This window comes from Methylobacterium sp. EM32, assembly GCF_040593685.1.
Taxonomy (GTDB): domain Bacteria; phylum Pseudomonadota; class Alphaproteobacteria; order Rhizobiales; family Beijerinckiaceae; genus Methylobacterium.
This window is the reverse complement of the sequence record NZ_JBEXZS010000048.1, coordinates 39,717-55,511: the sequence shown is the minus strand read 5'-3', so window position 1 is coordinate 55,511 and position 15,795 is coordinate 39,717. Positions and strand designations below refer to the sequence as shown.

The following is a 15,795-nucleotide window of genomic DNA, read 5'->3' as shown; positions in this document are numbered from 1 at the left end:
TGAGCGACTTGTACTGGCGGCCGTCCTCGAGGCTGATCAGGTAGTCCGGGGTCACCGTCTTCTTGATCGGCATCAGCGGGACCGGCTTCTCCGCCTCCTTGGCGGCCGGCTGGCCGAGGGTCGCGAAGGCGGTGTGCACGGTGCCAATCAGGCCGGCCAGTTCGGCGGCCGGGACGGAGTTGTTGGCGACGTAGGCCGATACGACGTCGGCGGTGAGGGCGACGAAATCGACCTCCTGGACCAGATCTTCTTGTGACACGGAGAATCATCCTAACTTACGCACCCGCATCGCGGGCATAACCGCGATATCGGGCAGCGCGGCGTGGTTTCAACCCATCGTCGCGCGCTCACCCCCGAATTTCCCACAGATGCTTTTGATAATCGGGCAGGCTTGCCATGGCGCAACGGTGTCGGGGCGGATCGGGAGATTCATCCAAGCCTTGCGCAGCCTGCGGGCTACTCGGACGCCTACTCTGAGACGCAGGATGCAGGGAGGCATCGAATGCGACAAGATGAGCAAAAATGGCTCAAGCGCCGGCATGTCACCGATGCGAAACTTGAGCCCGCCCTTTCCCTGGCGCCGATTTTGCACTAACGCCGAGGCACGACCGGCGAGCGCCGCATGCCCTTCAACTCCCTGCCGTTCCTGCTGCTGTTCCTGCCGGTGGCGCTCGGGCTGCACGCGCTCTGCGTCGCCCGCCGGCCGGGCTGGCGCGTCGCCTGGCTCGCCGGCCTGTCCTTCGCCTTCTACGGCTGGTGGGACCTGCGCTTCGTGCCGCTGCTCGCGGCCTCCGTCGCCCTCAACTGGCTCGCCGGCGAGGCGTGGCGCCGCTCCGGGCGCGGGGTCATCCTCACCGCCGCGATCGTCCTCGATCTCGGGCTGCTCGGCCTCTACAAGTATCTCGGCTTCTTCGCCGGGCTGGCGGACGCCGTCACGGGCGCGAGCCTGCCGCTCGTCTCGCTGGCGCTCCCGCTCGGCATCTCGTTCTTCACCTTCCAGCACATCGCCTATCTGGTCGACCTGCGGCGCGGCAGAGCGGAGCCGATGACGCTCGCGGAATACGCCGTCTACGTCGCGTTCTTCCCGCGGGTGATCGCCGGCCCCCTGGTGCGGCCGTCCGAGCTCGTGGGCCAGCTGCGCGCGCCGGAGCCGTCCTCCGCGGACCGCGCCGCACGCGGCCTGATGCTGCTGACCGCGGGCCTCGCCAAGAAGGTCTTTCTCGGCGACGGGCTCGGGAATTACGTCGATCCGCTCTGGGCCGCCGCCGCGGCCGGTGGCCGGCCGGACTTCGCCACGGCGGCGCAGGCGACGCTCGGCTACGCCCTCCAGCTCTACTTCGACTTCTCGGGCTACACCGACATGGCGCTGGGGCTCGCGCTCCTGTTCGGCATCGTGCTGCCCGAGAACTTCCGGGCGCCCTACCGGGCGGCCTCGATCCAGGATTTCTGGCGGCGCTGGCACATCACCCTGTCGGTCTTCCTGCGCGACTACCTCTACATCCCGTTCGGCGGCAGCCGGCACGGGCTGCCGCGCCAGCTCCTGGCGTTGTTCCTCACCATGGCGCTCGGCGGGCTGTGGCACGGGGCGGGGCTCACCTTCGTCGCCTGGGGGGCGGCGCACGGGATCGCGCTGGGCCTGCACGTGCTGTGGCGCCGCGCCGGCCTGAAACTCCCGGAGGCGGCGGGCTTCCTCGCCACCTTCGCCTTCGTCTGCCTCGCCTGGGTGCTGTTTCGCGCGCCCGACTTCGCCACCGCGCTCAGCATCTATCGCGGGCTCCTCGGCCTCGGCACGGAGGCGGGCGGCGCGTCCGAGTTCTGGCCGCTCGCCGCCGGTGCCGCCGCCCTGGCGATCCTCGGCCCCACCGCCCGCGAGGCGGTGGAACGCCTGATCCCGCGCGCCTGGGCGGCCGCCGCGACCGCCCTGCTTCTGGCCGCGATCCTGCTCCAGGTCGGCAACGACGCCAACCAGGCCTTCATCTATGCCCGCTTCTGAGGCACCGGACCGCGAGACCCTTGCGGGCGAACCCCCTGCTCGCGAAAGCCTTGCCCGCGAGATCCTGGCCCGCCGCTACCTGGTGCTGACGGCCCTAGTCCTTGCCCTCTTGGTGACCGGGGTGGCCGGGCGGGTGATCTGGTTCGACGCCTACTGGGTCTTCCGCCAGGATCCGCCCTGGCGGGCCGTCACCGACGGCAACAGCCGCCTCCTCGACCGGCAGACCCGCCGGGCCAAGGTGCTTCAGGCGCTGACGCGTCCCTACGACCTCGCGCTGATCGGCTCCTCGACAGTCTATCACGGCCTCGACCCCGCCGACGTCACGAGCGTGGCGCCGGGACGGGTGTTCAATGCCGGCATCTCGGCGATCATCGCCACGGAACTGCCGGTGATCGCCGCGGTGGTAGCCTCCCGGGCGCCGGCCCGGGCGACGCTCGGCCTCGACTACTACATGTTCTCGCGCCCGAGCGTGCCGGTGCATCTCGACGAGGCTCTGGCCGGGCCGAGCGGCCGGCTCGCCGCCCTGATGGGCAGCGTGCTCGGCCGCTACGCGCTCGCCGACAGCCGGCTCGACGCGGTGGCGGGCGGCGACGATCCGGGCGCCTGGACTCGTTCCGGCTACCGCATCACCCCGCCCCTGCCGGCGGCGCTCACCTTGGAGAACGACGCCACGCGCCGGCGCACCACCGCGCCGTTCCGGCCCGAGACGCTGGCGGGCCTCGACCTCGCGCTGGAGCGGCTCTCGGGCACCGACCTGACAATCTACCTCTCGCCGGTGAGCGACGCGCAGAGCCGGGTGCTGGCCGATCTCGGGCTCACCGACGATTTTTCGCGGTGGCGCACGGCGGTGATGCGGCTCTGCGCCGCCCGCGGCCGGCCGGTCCTCGACCTCACGAGCCTCGGCGACCCCTATCCCTTCGATCCCGCCGCCGGCTCGACCCCGGCCTGGCTCGACAACCTGCACTACACGCCGCTGATCGGCCGGCTGGTGCTGGAACGGCTGGGCTTGCGCCGGGCGGCGGGGCGGTGAACGGATGACCACGAACAACTTGCGCCGACGCGTCCGCTTCACAGGGTCATCCCGGGGCTCGCCGAAGGCGAGAGCCCGGGATCCAGACGCTCAGGGGATGCAGGACGAAGTGGAACGCTCTCCGCTTGTTTCTGGGCGTCCTGCGGTTCTGGATCCCGGGCTCCGCTGCGCGGCCCCGGGATGACGCGGAGGGTGAGGATCCTGTCGTTCGAACCGAACAGCCGATGAGCCGCGCCCGCCCCCCTGCCCCACCGACGAAACTCTCCGGCCTGCGCCGTCACCGCGCCCTCCTGGCCCGCCTCGCTTCCGGCCCGGCGCCGGACGCGGTGATTCTCGGCGACTCGCTCGCCGCCGGCTGGCCCGAGCCGGACCTCGCGGCCGCGACCGGCCGGTCCACGCTCAATCTCGGCCTGCCCGGCGACCGGGTGCAGACCACGCGCTGGCGCCTCGCCGCGATGGCGGTCCTTGCTCTCAGGCCCCGCCTCGCGATCCTGATGGTCGGCACCAACAGCTTCGCGGATGGCGACGACCCGGAGACAATCGTCGCCGGCCTCGCCGCGCTGCTCGCATCCTTGCGGGCCGCCTGGGCACCGCCGATGGTCGTGTTCGCCACGCTGCCGTGGCGCGAGAGCCCGCCCGGACGGAGCGAGGCCGACCGGCTCGCGCTCAACGCCCGCATCGCGGACCTCGCCCGAGCCGAGGCCCTGCTCCTCCTCGACAGCGACGCGGCGCTTGGTCCCGATCCGGCCACTGGCCTCGAGGCCGACCGGCTCCATCTCAACGCCCGCGGCTATGTCGCGCTCGGCATCGCCCTCGGATCCCTGCTGCGCAACGGCTGAATCGCTCAGTTGGACCGCCGCTGTCATCGGATCGTCATGAGAGCGGCCGACACGCAGGCCATTCCCGAACGACAGGAGCCCCGCCCGATGGACTTCCACCGCCGCTTCACGGTGCTGATGTGCACGCCGGCCTTCGACCCGGACGACCTGGAGGGCGTGCGCGTCAACCAGATCGTCGCGGCGGTCGAGGAGCGCGGCTTCGAGGTGGTGCGGGCCCGGCGAGTCGAGGACGCGGCGATCGCGGTGCAGACCGACGCGGCGGTCGGCTGCCTGGTGGTGGATTGGGGCAAGCGCGGCCTCGACGGCAAGGCGGCGGCGCTCATCGACATGATGCGCAAGCGCGGCCTCGAGATGCCGATCGTCATCATGGTCCGCCGCAAGCGCCTGGAGGACATTCCCGTCGAGCTGCTCGACTTCATCGACGGCTACATCTTCCTGGCGGAAGAAACCCCCGAATTCATCGCCCGCGGCCTCGTCAGCCGCGTGACGCAGTATGCCGAGACCCTGAAGACCCCGTTCTTCGGCGCGCTGGTCGACTATGCCGAGAAGGGCAACCAGCTCTGGACGTGCCCGGGCCATAACGGCGGCATCTTCTACAACCGCTCGCCGATCGGCCGCATCTTCGTCGAGCACCTCGGCGAGGCGATCTTTCGCGACGACCTCGACAACTCGGTCCTCGACCTCGGCGACCTCCTGACCCACGAGGGCCCGGCGCTCAAGGCGCAGAAGGAGGCGGCCCAGATCTTCGGGGCCGAAAAAACCTACTTCGTGCTGAACGGCACCTCAGCCTCGAACAAGATCGTGCTGTCCTCGCTCGTTGCCGAGGACGACCTGGTGCTGTTCGACCGCAACAACCACAAGGCGGCGCATCACGGCGCGCTGTTCCTCGGCGGCGGCATCCCGATCTTCCTCGAGACCGACCGCAACGCCTACGGGCTGATCGGCCCGATCTTCCACGAGGCGCTGGACGAGGACAAGATCCGCCAGAAGATCCGCACCAACCCGCTCGTCAAGGACAAGGAGGCGTGGCGCCGTGAGCGCCCGTTCCGCGTCGCCGTGATCGAGCAATGCACCTATGACGGCACGATCTACGACGCCCGCGAGATCGTCGCCAAGATCGGCCACCTCTGCGACTACATCCTGTTCGACGAGGCCTGGGCCGGCTTCATGAAGTTCCATCCGCTGTTCCAGGGCCGCTACGCCATGGGGCTGACGGGGCTCGACGAGACCTCGCCCGGCATCATCGCCACGCAATCGACCCACAAGCAGCTCGCGAGCTTCTCCCAGGCCTCGCAGATCCACACCAAGGACGGCCATATCCGCGGCCAGACCCGGCGGGTGGAGCACCGGCGCCTCAACGAGAGCTTCCTCGTCCACGCCTCGACCTCGCCGTTCTATCCCCTCTTCGCCTCCCTCGACGTCGGCGCCCAGATGATGAAGGGGCGCTCCGGCATGATCCTGTGGGACGACACGATCCGGCTCGGCATCGAGTGGCGCAAGAAGGTGCGGGCGATCCGCAAGGAGTTCGAGGAGAACGAGCGCGACCCGAAACGGCGCTGGTTCTTCGATCCCTTCGTGCCAGACCTGGCGACGGGGGCCGGCGGCGCCGAGGTGCCGTGGGAGAGCCTGCCGACCGACGAGCTCGCCTCGGATCCGCGCCACTGGGAACTGAAGCCCGGGGCCGGCTGGCACGGCTTCACCCACGTCGCGCCGGGCTACGCCATCACCGACCCGAACAAGCTCACGGTGCTCACCCCCGGCTTCGACCGCAAGACCGGGGAATACGCCGAGCACGGCGTCCCGGCCCCGATCGTCGCCCAGTACCTGCGCGAGAACCGCATCGTCGCGGAGAAGAACGACCTCAACTCGCTCCTCTTCCTGCTGACGCCCGGCGTCGAATCCTCGAAGGCGGGCACGCTGATCTCGGGGTTGGTCGCCTTCAAGCGCCTGCACGACGACAACGTGCTGCTCGAGGAGGCGATGCCGGAATTCGTCCGGCGCCGGCCGCAGCGCTACGGCGGCGTGCGCCTGCGCGATCTCTGCGCCGACTACCACAATTTCCACCGGCAGGCCGGTACCTCGGGTCTCCAGCGCAAGCAGTTCATGCCCGAGCACCTGCCCGAGATGGTGATGCCGCCCAAGGCCGCGGCGCAGATGCTGACGCGCAACAACGTCGACTTCGTGCCGATCGCGGAAGCCGAGGGGCGGGTCGCCACCACCCTGATGCTGGTCTATCCCCCCGGCATCGGCACGGTGCTGCCGGGCGAGCGGCTCGACGAGCGGGCGAAGCCCATGCTCGACTACTTCAAGATGTTCGAGGCCGCCGCCAACCTGTTCCCGGGCTTCGAGGCTGAGATCCAGGGCGTCTACCGCCAGGTCGAGCCGGACGGGCGCATCCGCTTCTACACCTACGTGCTGCGGGAGGGCCGCTGATGGATTCGGTCGCCGTCCAGCCGGGCGTCGTGATCCGCCCGTCCACAGATGCGGACGTGGCGGCGATGATCGACATCTACGAGCACCACATCCGTCACGGCGTCGGCGATACCGGCGACTTCGAGGAAGACCGGCTCGTGCCGGACGACCTCAAGCGCCGGCGCAAGAACATGCGCTCGAAGCGCCTGCCCCATCTCGTGGCCGAGCGCCACGGGGTGGTGGCGGGCTACGCCTACGCGGTGCCGTTCCGCAAGCGGCCGGCCTACCGCTACACCCTCAAGCACTCGATCTACGTCCATGCCGGCCACCTGCACGCCGGCATCGGCCGGCGCTTGCTGCCGGCGCTGATCGAGGCCTGCGCCGCCGGGGGCTACCGCCAGATGATCGGCTACATCGATGCCGAGAACGAGGCGTCCTTGCGCCTGCACGAGGCCTGCGGCTTCGTGCGTGTCGGCCACCTGCCGGCCGTGGCCTACCGCCACGGCCGCTGGGGCGACAGCGTGATGGTGCAATGCCCGCTCGGCACGGGAGCCTCGGACCAGCCCTCGACCTGGCGGCAGGAGGCGGTGGCGCAAGAGGCGCGGGCGCCGCTGCCGCTGGCGTGAAGGGGGGATCGGCGCGCGCGGCGGACCTCCCGCCCTCCGTGTCATCCCGGGCCCGCGAACGCGGAACCCGGAATGTCGTGGAGAAGGGTCGGCCTGTGTGCAGGATCGATCGGCGCGATCGATCGGGCAGGCGCTGAGGATCGAAGCCCGAGCGGTACCGCACGGATCCGGCTTGGCGTAAGGGACGAGGGCGCCGCCCCGCAGCTCGGGGCGCGGCCCGCGCCGGGAGGCTTCCTTGTCCGACACCCTCACGCTCTACTACTCGCCGGGCGCCTGCTCGCTCGCGCCCCACATCGCCCTGGAGGAGACCGGTGCGCCGTTCGAGGCGGTGAAGGTCGATTTCGCCAAAGCCGAGCAGCGCGGCGGGCGCTACCTCGCCATCAACCAGAAGGGCCGGGTGCCGGCGCTCGCCGAGGGCGAGTGGGTGCTGACCGAGAACCCGGCGATCCTGCGCTACATCGCCCGGCGGCACCCTCAGGCGGGCTTGTGGCCGGAGGACCCGCGCGAGGAGGCGCGGTGCGCCGAGTGGCTGGCCTGGATCTCCTCCACCATCCACCCGGCCTACGCCCATATCCGCCGGGCCGAGCGCTACGCCACCGATCCGGCGGCGATCGAGGACGTGAAGGCGAAGGGCCACGAGACCTGCGCCGACCTCTGGACGATGATCGAGGTCGGGCTGTCGCGCGGCGGCTGGGCTCTGGGCGAGCGGTACAGCGTCGCCGATCCCTACCTCCTGGTGTTCTGGCACTGGGGTCGCGGCCAGGTGCTCGGCTACGACATGGCCCGTCAGTTCCCCTACTGGACCGACCACGCCCGCCGCATGGCCGAGCGCCCCGCCGTGCAGCGCACCTTCGCCCGCGAGGGGCTGCCGCTGCCGGCGTGAGCCATCAGCCGCGGAACGCGTCTTCGCTCGCCAGATACTCCCGCTCGGCCGCCGTCTCGGGGCGGCCGAGCACCGCGTTGCGGTGGGGGAATCGGCCGAAGCGGCGGATCAGGTCGCGGTGCTCGACCGCGGCCTCAAGATGCACGGGCAAGCCGAGCGCGGTGAAGAGCGCGACGCTGCGCTCCTGCAAGCCCAAATCCTCGGCGTGGGTCAGCGGCATGTAGAGGAAGATGCGCAATTGCGGCTCGATCGCCCGGTCGTGGCCGCGGGCAAGCGCGCGCTCGGCCGCGGCCAGCGCCAGGGCGTCGGTCGCGAAGGCCCGGGGCGTGCCGCGAAACAGGTTGCGCGGGATCTGGTCGAGGAGCAGCACCAGGGCGAGCGCCCCCTCCGGCGTCTCCTCCCAGGATGCGAGCTCGCCGCGCGCCGCCGCCTCGTGCAGGGACAGGTAGTCCCGGCAGGCGGCGTCGAAGCCCGGATCGGCGGTGAACCAGCGGTCGAACCCGGCCTGGCGCCAGAATTCAACCAGTTCGGCGGGCGTCGCCCCTTGCGTCATGCCGGATCCCCTTGGTGCCGGACCGGCGCCGTTCCGCGCATCGTGCCGGCCAGCCATGTGCGCTTCCGCGCGCATAGCCTATTCCCTGACGCGAATCACGCCGCTACAAGCCGCCCGTCGCACGGCCGCTCCAGCGCCCGGAGCGTTCGAGTTTCTCGCCATCTGCACAAGGGGGAGCCGCCATGCGGGTCTATTACGATCGTGACGCCGACATCAATCTGATCAAGGGCAAGAAGGTCGTCATCGTCGGCTACGGCAGCCAGGGCCACGCCCACGCGCTGAACCTGCGCGATTCGGGCGTGAAGGACGTGGTGATCGCGCTCCGCAAGGGCTCGGCCAGCGCCAAGAAGGCCGAGGCCGAGGGCTTCACGGTCAAGGAGGTCGCCGACGCCGCCAAGGACGCGGACGTCGTCATGATGCTAACCCCGGACGAGCTGCAGGGCGAGATCTACCGCGATTCGCTCCAGGCCAACATGAAGCAGGGCGCCGCCCTGCTGTTCGCCCACGGCCTCAACGTCCACTTCAACCTGATCGAGCCGCGCGCCGACCTCGACGTGCTGATGGTCGCCCCGAAGGGCCCCGGCCACACCGTGCGCTCGGAGTACCTGCGCGGCGGCGGCGTGCCGACCCTGATCGCCATCGCCCAGGACGCCTCCGGCAACGCCCACGACCTCGGCCTGTCCTACGCCTCGGCCAATGGCGGCGGCCGCGCCGGCATCATCGAGACCACCTTCAAGGAAGAGTGCGAGACCGACCTGTTCGGCGAGCAGGTCGTGCTCTGCGGTGGCCTCGTCGAGCTGATCAAGGCCGGCTTCGAGACCCTGGTCGAGGGCGGCTACGCCCCCGAGATGGCCTATTTCGAGTGCCTCCACGAGGTGAAGCTGATCGTCGACCTCATCTACGAGGGCGGCATCGCCAACATGAACTACTCGATCTCGAACACCGCCGAGTACGGCGAGTACGTCACCGGCCCGCGCATCATCACGCCCGAGACCAAGGCCGAGATGAAGCGGGTGCTCACCGACATCCAGTCGGGCACCTTCACCCGCAACTGGATGCTGGAGAACAAGGTCAATCAGACCTCGTTCAAGGCCACCCGCGCCCGCAACGCCGCTCACCCGATCGAGGAGGTCGGCGAGCGCCTCCGCGGCATGATGCCGTGGATCAAGGAGAAGGCCCTGGTCGACAAGGCCAAGAACTAAGCGCGACGCGCCGCGGCCGCCCTCGGGCAGGCCGCGGTCCATGGTGCGAACGCCGCGCGGCAGCCCCTGCCGTGCGGCGTTTCGCGTTCCGGGAGCCGCCGGAAGGCCGAGTTGAGCCGGCCGGCCGGCGCAGATTCGAGGCCCGCGCGCGCAGACTCGGCGAGTTTCTTCGATCGATCGCAAAGCTCTCGCTGCCCGCCTCCAGGATACGGCCGCGGTCCCGACTTCGTCATTTGAAAAATTTAACATAGGTCAAGTTCACAGGTGGGACCGCCGATGCTGCCAGATTTCGGCGATCGGCGACGCACCGAGACCAGATATCGTTGCCGTCCCGGCATGATGATTGTCTGTCGAGGCAAGCCCTCGCGGCCGTCGCGATCGCCCCGACACCATCCAAGGGGCGGTCCACCGGCCCGAGCAGCACGGCGACGACTCGACACATCATCCCGGGGTGCTGCAAGGCGCCGCGGGGACGGCGCCGTTGACGCAACGCAGCACCGCGCGATCTCGCCGGCATGATTGACCACCCCGTCCTCTTCTGCCTGCACTTCCTCGGAGGCAGCGCCCGCACGTGGCGCCCCCTCGCCGAGCAGCTCGGGCCCACCCTGCGATGCGTCGCCATCGACCTGCCGGGCTTCGGCGACGAAGCCCATCAGACGGGCGGCAACGTCGCCGCCATGGCCGACCACGTCGCGGCCCGCATCCAGGCCGAGGCTCCGACCGGGCCCTGGCTGATCGCCGGCAACAGCATGGGGGCGAAGGTCGCCCTGGCGCTGGCGCGGCGCCACGAGGACGGCGATCCCGGGCTCAAGGGCCTCGCCGGCCTCGTGCTGCTGGCGGGCTCGCCGCCGGCGCCCGAGCCGATGGCGGAGGAGCGGCGGCAGGCGATGATCGCCTGGATCGACGCCGACCCGGAGACGAGGCGGCGGGAGGCCGAGGCCTTCGTCACGGCCAATGCCGGGGCGCCGCTGGACCCTGAGGATCACGCCCGGACGGTCGAGGACGTGCTGCGGGCGAACCCGCAAGCCTGGAAGGCCTGGCTCACCGGCGGCGCCGACGAGGATTGGCGCGGGCGCATCGGCACCCTCTCCACCCCGGCGCTCGTGGTGAGCGGCGCCGAGGATGGCGATCTCGGGCCGGAGGCGCAGGCCGCCTTGACCCTGCCCCACCTCGCCCGCCACCGCCACGAGGTGGCCCTGGGTGCCGGCCACCTGCTGCCGCTGGAGCGACCGAACGACCTCGCGGCGCTGATCCGCGACTTCGTCGCGGCGCCGCCCGAAGCGGCCGAGACCCCGGAACTGCCGCCGGCCTTCGCGGCGCTGATGAGCTCGGACCGGGTCAATTCCCGCCTGCGCGCGACGCTCCGCGCGCGGATGCGCGAGCCGGACGGCCCGTTCTGCCTGAGCCCGGAGGCGCGCGCGACGCTGACCGCCTGCCTCGACCGGGTGCTGCCGCAGGACGGATCCGGAAAGATCGACCTCGCCCGCCGCATCGACGCGCGACTCGCCAGCGGCACCGGCGACGGCTGGCGCTACGCCTCCCTGCCGCCCGACCCGCAGGCCTATGCGAGGGCGCTGCGCACCCTCGACGCCGCCGCACGCGCGACGCACGGACAGCCCTTCGCCGCCCTCGACGGCGCGGACCAGGACACGCTCCTCGACCGCGCCGCCTCGGGCCGCCTGCCGGCGACCCCCGACTGCATCGCCCCCGAACTGATGACCTGCTGGTTCGAGGAGCTGCGGGGCGAGGCGGTGCGCACCTGGCTCGCCCATCCCGCCGCCCTCGCGGCGATCGGCTTCACCGGGATCGGCGCGGGCGGCGACGACGCCGAGTCCCTGCCGGGCTACCGCCAGACCGGCCTGAACGCGCGCGAATCCTGGGAAGCCCCGATCCTCGAGACCACTGGAGACAATCGATGAACCTCTCAGGCCAGCGCCGCTACGGCCACGACGAGGTCGTCGACGTCGTGGTGGTCGGAACCGGAGCGGGGGGCGCGCCGCTCCTCGCCGAGCTCGCCAGCGCCGGCCTCATGGTCGTCGCTCTCGAAGCGGGGCCGAATTTCGATCCGGCCGGTTACGGCTTCGACGAGACCTTGGCGGATGAGATCTACTGGACCGAGGAGCGCCTGAGCGGCGGCTCGACCCCCGAGGCCTTCGGGGGCAACAACAGCGGCACCGGCATCGGCGGCTCAACCCTGCACTGGGGCGCCTTCGTGCCCCGGGCCGACCCGCGCGATTTCCGCCTCAACACCGAGACCGGCGAGGGCTGCGACTGGCCGATCGACCATGCGGAGCTGGTGCCGTTCTACGACCGCGTCGAGCGGCTCATCGGCACGTCGGGCCCGACGCCCTATCCGTGGGACGAGGCCCGCCGCTTCCCGCTGCCGCCGGTCCTGCGCAACGGCCCGGCCGAGCTGATGGCCTCGGCCTGCAATAAGCTCGGCATCACCGCGACCGACGCGCCGGCGGCGGTGGTCTCGCGCGACTTCACGCCCGGAAGTGAGGTGCCCGAGCGCAAGGCCTGCATCAATTGCGGCTATTGCCACCAGGGCTGCCGCACCCGCGCCAAGGCCAGCATGGACGTGACCTACCTGCCGCTGGCGGTCGCGAAGGGCGCCGAGATCCGCGCGGAGGCCCGGATGCACGGGGTCGAGCGCGACAAGGCCGGGCGGATCACCGCGGTGCTCTACCGCCACGGCGGCCGTGACCACCGCCAACGTTGCGCCCACCTGATCCTGTGCGCCGGCGCCGTCGAGACGCCGCGACTGCTGCTCCATCTCGACCTCGCCACCGGCAGCGGCCAGGTCGGCCGCAACTACATCGGTCACGTCGCCACGCAGGTCTGGGGCACCTTCGCCGACGAGGTCGGCATGAACCGCGGCTACCCGTCCTCACTCATCACCGAGGATTACACCCGACCGAAGGGCGTCGACTTCGCCGGCGGCTACCTGGTGCAGAGCCTCGGCGTCGAGCCGCTGACCTGGGCCAATTCCGTTGCCCGCGGCCGCGGCCTGTGGGGCAAGGCGCTCACCGACTACCTCAAGCAGTACAACCGCGTCGCCGGTATCGGCATCAACGGCGAGACCCTGCCCTGCGACGCGAACGTCCTGACCCTGTCGGACGAGACCGACGCCCTCGGGATGCGCAAGGCGCATGTCAGCTTCGGCTACGGCTCGAACGAGGACCGGCTCAACGTTCACGCCACCAAGCTGATGCGCGAGATCTGGGAGGCGGCGGGCGCCAGCGACATCTGGGTGCTGGAGCGCGTCGCCCACACGCTGGGCACCTGCCGGATGGGGCGGAACCCGGACAGCTCCGTCGTCGATCCTCAAGGGCGGAGCCACGAGGTCGAGAACCTGTGGATCTGCGACGGGTCGGTCTTCCCGAGCTCGCTCGCGGCGAATCCCGCCCTGACCATCATGGCGTTGTCCTTGCGCACCGCCGGCGCATTCCTGAAGGGCTCCCGATGAGCGACGATCCCCGCGAAGCCTATCCCCAGCCTCCCTTCCCCGGCGCGCAGCAGCAGCCGCGCCCCGGCCTCACCGACCCGATGGATCCGCCGCCCGACCACGGCGAGGAATCTTACGTCGGCAAGGGCCTGCTCACCGATAAGGTCGCGATCGTGACAGGCGGCGATTCCGGCATCGGCCGGGCGGTCGCCATCGCCTATGCCCGCGAGGGGGCGGACCTCGCGATCTCCTACCTCGAGTCCGAGGACGAGGATGCGCAAGGCACGAAGGCCTGGGTCGAGAAGGCCGGCCGGCGCTGCCTCCTGATCCCCGGCGACCTGCGCGACGAGGCCCATTGCCGGGCGGTGGTGGCGAGGACCGTGGCCGCGTTCGGCCGGGTCGACATCCTGGTCAACAACGCCGCCGCGCAGGTGGTGAACGAGGGCCTCGACGACGTCACCGCCCACGACGTCGAGGGCTCGTTCCGCGCCAACGTCTTCGCGATGATCTACCTGGCGCAGGCCGCGGTGCCGCACATGCGTCCGGGCTCGGCGATCGTGAACTCGACGAGCCAGCAGGCCAAGGTCGCGGATGCCAGCATGCTGGTCTACGCCGCCACCAAGGGGGCGATCAGCACCCTCACGGTCGGGCTGTCGAACCTGCTGGCGCCGAAGGGCATCAGGGTCAACTGCGTCGCCCCCGGCCCGGTCTGGACGCCGATCCAGCCGATCGTGAAATCCCCGGAGCAGATCGAGAAACTGGGCTCCGACACGCCGCTCGGCCGCGCCGGCCAGCCGGCGGAGCTGGCCCCGCCCTACGTGCTGCTCGCCTCGCGCGAGGGCAGCTACATGACCGGCGCGCTGGTGCCGGTCACCGGCGGCCAGCCGATGCTCTGACGGAAGGGCAGGGTTTCGGGCGGCAGGGTGTCCGCCCGGGTACCCCGCCCTAGTCTCTTCACCAGCGGACGAGACGGTCCCCCTCTCCGGCCGGAAGGCCGGGGATCGCTATCAAAACCCCACCGCAGCATCGGAACGGCCGCCCCTCGGCCTCGTTGTTGCGGCAAATCCACGGAGTTGACCGACATGACGGATTCCAAGGGCAAGGCCGGCGAGCCGCGCCAGCACCGCACCCGCAACGATACCGACTCGAACGCCAAGCGCGTCTCGATCGAGGCCCTGAACGCCCGGCTCGCCGACGGCATCGACCTCGCGCTCAACATCAAGCAGGCGCACTGGAACCTGAAGGGCCCGCAATTCATCGGCATCCACGAGATGCTCGACGGCTTCCGCACCGAGATCGACGACCTCAACGACAAGGTCGCGGAGCGGGCCGTGCAGCTCGGCGCCACGGCGCTCGGCACCGCCACGGTGGTGTCAGCCTCCTCGAAGCTGTCGCCCTACCCGACCGACATCTACGCCATCGCCGACCACCTCTCGGCCCTGATCGACCGCTACGCGGCCTACGCCAACGCAGTGCGCGAGAACATCGACCAGACCGACGAGGCCGGTGATGCCGGCACCGCCGACCTGTTCACCGAGGTCTCGCGCGCCGTCGACAAGCAGCTGTGGTTCCTCGAGGCCCACGTGCAGGAGCCGACCGGCGCGATGCGCGACGGGGATGGCAAGGGCGCGCGCTGAGGCAGCCGGTGCCGGGAGCCGGGGTTCGCGATTGAGCGAGCCCTTGGGTCTGAAGCCAAAGCCATTTCGCCCGCGCTGAAGAACGGAAGCGTGATTCGCCTCCCCCGCCTCGGGGGAGGCGTTTTTGTCCTTGGGAATAAGTATCGACGACGGAGAATCGTTCAATTACGCGAGGTCACAAGGCGGTGGGGATCCCCGCGTGACCCTGGCAACGCCCGATGCAACGGAGATCGCTGCGCGTCGCAAGCACGTCGCGAAGCGCCTGAACGAGCACCTCAAGCTGTTGGCGGCCTACGTGAACGCCATGGCGATCGCCGTCGCTGGCGCGGCCATCATCATACCGATGGTGAATACGCCCGATGCGGCGTTGGATCGGTCGCGCCTCTCTTAGCTCTTGGCATCCTTCACATTACATTGTGCGGGCCAAGCGGTACTTCGACTTCTGCGCCGAGAGGAGTGACGATGCCTTGGAATGACACGCTGGTCATGCTCGGCTTCACCCTGTTCGTTTTGGTGACGAGCATCACGGGCGCCTGGTACGCCGTCTACCGCTTTGAGCGGAAATACGGCAAGGCGGGGCAGACCGGCGCCCCGCCCGCCGAGTAGCCGGAGCCCTACATCGCCTCCGGCCCGCGCCCCATCGCGGCCACACCCGTCCGCGACACCTCGACCAGCCCCACCGACGCCATCAGCTTGACGAAGCGGTCGATCTCGTCGGTCGTACCGGTGAGCTCGAACACGAACGAGGTCAGGGTCGCGTCGACGGTGCGGGCGCCGAAGGCGGCGGCGAGCCGCATCGCCTCGACCCGGTGCTCGCCCTTGCCGGCGACCTTCACCAGCGCCAGCTCCCGCTCCAGCGAATCGCCCTGCAGCGTCAGGTCCACCACCCGGTGCACCGGCACCAGGCGGTCGAGCTGCGCCTTGATCTGGTCGATCACCGCGTTGGTGCCCGTCGTCACGATGGTGATGCGGGAGATGTGCCGGGCGTGCTCGGTCTCCGAGACGGTCAGGCTCTCGATGTTGTAGCCGCGGCCGGAAAAGAGCCCGGCGATGCGGGCGAGCACGCCGGGCTCGTTGTCGACGATCACCGCCAGGGTGTGGCGGTTCACCGGCTCGACGCGGACCGGATCGGGGTAATGGGTGTTCATGGCGTTCATCGTCCTCAAACCCTC

16 protein-coding genes are annotated in these 15,795 nt (G+C 70.3%); 13 read left to right on the top strand and 3 right to left on the bottom strand.

The window, feature by feature from the left end; all coding sequences use genetic code 11:
- The coding region (locus ABZT49_RS07695) for a MucR family transcriptional regulator (protein ID WP_355285069.1) at positions 1-259 on the bottom strand (259 nt) is incomplete at its 3' end.
- A 363-nt stretch (positions 260-622) separates the two neighbouring features.
- On the opposite strand from ABZT49_RS07695, the gene ABZT49_RS07690 reads away from it, so the two are divergent.
- The 6 genes from ABZT49_RS07690 to ABZT49_RS07665 all read left to right on the top strand — a co-directional run bounded on the left by ABZT49_RS07690 (position 623) and on the right by ABZT49_RS07665 (position 7,783).
- Positions 623-1,993, top strand: a complete 1,371-nt coding sequence (locus tag ABZT49_RS07690) for an MBOAT family O-acyltransferase (protein WP_355285067.1) — start codon at positions 623-625, stop codon at positions 1,991-1,993.
- On the top strand, positions 1,980-3,023 hold the full coding sequence (locus ABZT49_RS07685) for a hypothetical protein (protein ID WP_355285066.1): 1,044 nt from the start codon (positions 1,980-1,982) through the stop codon (positions 3,021-3,023). The genes ABZT49_RS07690 and ABZT49_RS07685 overlap by 14 nt, the downstream gene beginning before the upstream one ends.
- A 224-nt stretch (positions 3,024-3,247) precedes the next feature.
- Entirely contained in the window at positions 3,248-3,862 is a 615-nt protein-coding gene (locus ABZT49_RS07680; protein WP_355285064.1) for a GDSL-type esterase/lipase family protein, read from the top strand.
- A gap of 87 nt (positions 3,863-3,949) precedes the next feature.
- A complete protein-coding gene (locus tag ABZT49_RS07675) occupies positions 3,950-6,295 on the top strand; it encodes an Orn/Lys/Arg decarboxylase N-terminal domain-containing protein (protein ID WP_355285062.1) in 2,346 nt (781 codons plus the stop codon).
- On the top strand, positions 6,295-6,900 hold the full coding sequence (locus ABZT49_RS07670; protein WP_355285060.1) for an N-acetyltransferase family protein: 606 nt from the start codon (positions 6,295-6,297) through the stop codon (positions 6,898-6,900). The genes ABZT49_RS07675 and ABZT49_RS07670 overlap by 1 nt, the downstream gene beginning before the upstream one ends.
- A 235-nt stretch (positions 6,901-7,135) precedes the next feature.
- Positions 7,136-7,783, top strand: coding sequence for a glutathione S-transferase N-terminal domain-containing protein (locus ABZT49_RS07665; protein ID WP_355285059.1), 648 nt, complete (start codon positions 7,136-7,138; stop codon positions 7,781-7,783).
- Between the two features lie 4 nt (positions 7,784-7,787).
- Here the strand turns inward: ABZT49_RS07665 and ABZT49_RS07660 are convergent, their stop codons facing one another.
- A complete protein-coding gene (locus ABZT49_RS07660; RefSeq protein ID WP_355285057.1) occupies positions 7,788-8,336 on the bottom strand; it encodes a DUF924 family protein in 549 nt (182 codons plus the stop codon).
- A 182-nt stretch (positions 8,337-8,518) separates the two neighbouring features.
- Here ABZT49_RS07660 and ilvC point away from each other — a divergent pair, with 182 nt between their 5' ends.
- The 7 genes from ilvC to ABZT49_RS07625 all read left to right on the top strand — a co-directional run bounded on the left by ilvC (position 8,519) and on the right by ABZT49_RS07625 (position 15,229).
- On the top strand, positions 8,519-9,538 hold the full coding sequence (gene ilvC / locus ABZT49_RS07655; RefSeq protein ID WP_355285055.1) for a ketol-acid reductoisomerase: 1,020 nt from the start codon (positions 8,519-8,521) through the stop codon (positions 9,536-9,538).
- A gap of 515 nt (positions 9,539-10,053) precedes the next feature.
- Positions 10,054-11,457, top strand: a complete 1,404-nt coding sequence (locus ABZT49_RS07650) for an alpha/beta fold hydrolase (protein ID WP_355285053.1) — start codon at positions 10,054-10,056, stop codon at positions 11,455-11,457.
- The gene (locus tag ABZT49_RS07645; protein WP_355285051.1) at positions 11,454-13,007 is read left to right on the top strand and encodes a GMC family oxidoreductase; all 1,554 of its coding nucleotides are present in this window, start codon (positions 11,454-11,456) and stop codon (positions 13,005-13,007) included. The genes ABZT49_RS07650 and ABZT49_RS07645 overlap by 4 nt, the downstream gene beginning before the upstream one ends.
- Complete coding sequence (locus ABZT49_RS07640) at positions 13,004-13,882, top strand: SDR family oxidoreductase (RefSeq protein ID WP_355285049.1); 879 nt, start codon at positions 13,004-13,006, stop codon at positions 13,880-13,882. Before ABZT49_RS07645 ends, ABZT49_RS07640 begins: the two co-directional genes overlap by 4 nt.
- Positions 13,883-14,068: 186 nt before the next feature.
- Positions 14,069-14,623, top strand: coding sequence for a DNA starvation/stationary phase protection protein Dps (dps, locus tag ABZT49_RS07635; RefSeq protein ID WP_355285047.1), 555 nt, complete (start codon positions 14,069-14,071; stop codon positions 14,621-14,623).
- Between the two features lie 199 nt (positions 14,624-14,822).
- The gene (locus tag ABZT49_RS07630) at positions 14,823-15,014 is read left to right on the top strand and encodes a hypothetical protein (protein WP_355285045.1); all 192 of its coding nucleotides are present in this window, start codon (positions 14,823-14,825) and stop codon (positions 15,012-15,014) included.
- Positions 15,015-15,085: 71 nt separating this feature from the next.
- Positions 15,086-15,229 (top strand): hypothetical protein, encoded by a 144-nt coding sequence (locus ABZT49_RS07625; protein WP_355285044.1) that lies wholly within the window; start codon positions 15,086-15,088, stop codon positions 15,227-15,229.
- A gap of 8 nt (positions 15,230-15,237) precedes the next feature.
- Here ABZT49_RS07625 and ilvN read toward each other — a convergent pair whose 3' ends face one another.
- Positions 15,238-15,780 carry an acetolactate synthase small subunit gene (ilvN, locus tag ABZT49_RS07620; protein ID WP_093569123.1) on the bottom strand — a complete coding sequence of 181 codons (543 nt, stop codon included), beginning with the start codon at positions 15,778-15,780 and terminating at the stop codon, positions 15,238-15,240.
- Positions 15,781-15,795 lie beyond the last annotated feature (15 nt).

Excerpts from the sequence above, each read along its gene's own strand:
- ABZT49_RS07690 (WP_355285067.1), top strand. The coding sequence starts at position 623 with ATGCCCTTCAACTCCCTGCCGTTCCTGCTGCTGTTCCTGCCGGTGGCG.
- ABZT49_RS07685 (WP_355285066.1), top strand. The coding sequence starts at position 1,980 with ATGCCCGCTTCTGAGGCACCGGACCGCGAGACCCTTGCGGGCGAACCC.
- ABZT49_RS07680 (WP_355285064.1), top strand. The coding sequence starts at position 3,248 with ATGAGCCGCGCCCGCCCCCCTGCCCCACCGACGAAACTCTCCGGCCTG.
- ABZT49_RS07675 (WP_355285062.1), top strand. The coding sequence starts at position 3,950 with ATGGACTTCCACCGCCGCTTCACGGTGCTGATGTGCACGCCGGCCTTC.
- ABZT49_RS07670 (WP_355285060.1), top strand. The coding sequence starts at position 6,295 with ATGGATTCGGTCGCCGTCCAGCCGGGCGTCGTGATCCGCCCGTCCACA.
- ABZT49_RS07660 (WP_355285057.1), bottom strand. The coding sequence starts at position 8,336 with ATGACGCAAGGGGCGACGCCCGCCGAACTGGTTGAATTCTGGCGCCAG.
- ilvC (WP_355285055.1), top strand. The coding sequence starts at position 8,519 with ATGCGGGTCTATTACGATCGTGACGCCGACATCAATCTGATCAAGGGC.
- ABZT49_RS07650 (WP_355285053.1), top strand. The coding sequence starts at position 10,054 with ATGATTGACCACCCCGTCCTCTTCTGCCTGCACTTCCTCGGAGGCAGC.
- ABZT49_RS07645 (WP_355285051.1), top strand. The coding sequence starts at position 11,454 with ATGAACCTCTCAGGCCAGCGCCGCTACGGCCACGACGAGGTCGTCGAC.
- ABZT49_RS07640 (WP_355285049.1), top strand. The coding sequence starts at position 13,004 with ATGAGCGACGATCCCCGCGAAGCCTATCCCCAGCCTCCCTTCCCCGGC.
- dps (WP_355285047.1), top strand. The coding sequence starts at position 14,069 with ATGACGGATTCCAAGGGCAAGGCCGGCGAGCCGCGCCAGCACCGCACC.
- ABZT49_RS07625 (WP_355285044.1), top strand. The coding sequence starts at position 15,086 with ATGCCTTGGAATGACACGCTGGTCATGCTCGGCTTCACCCTGTTCGTT.
- ilvN (WP_093569123.1), bottom strand. The coding sequence starts at position 15,780 with ATGAACGCCATGAACACCCATTACCCCGATCCGGTCCGCGTCGAGCCG.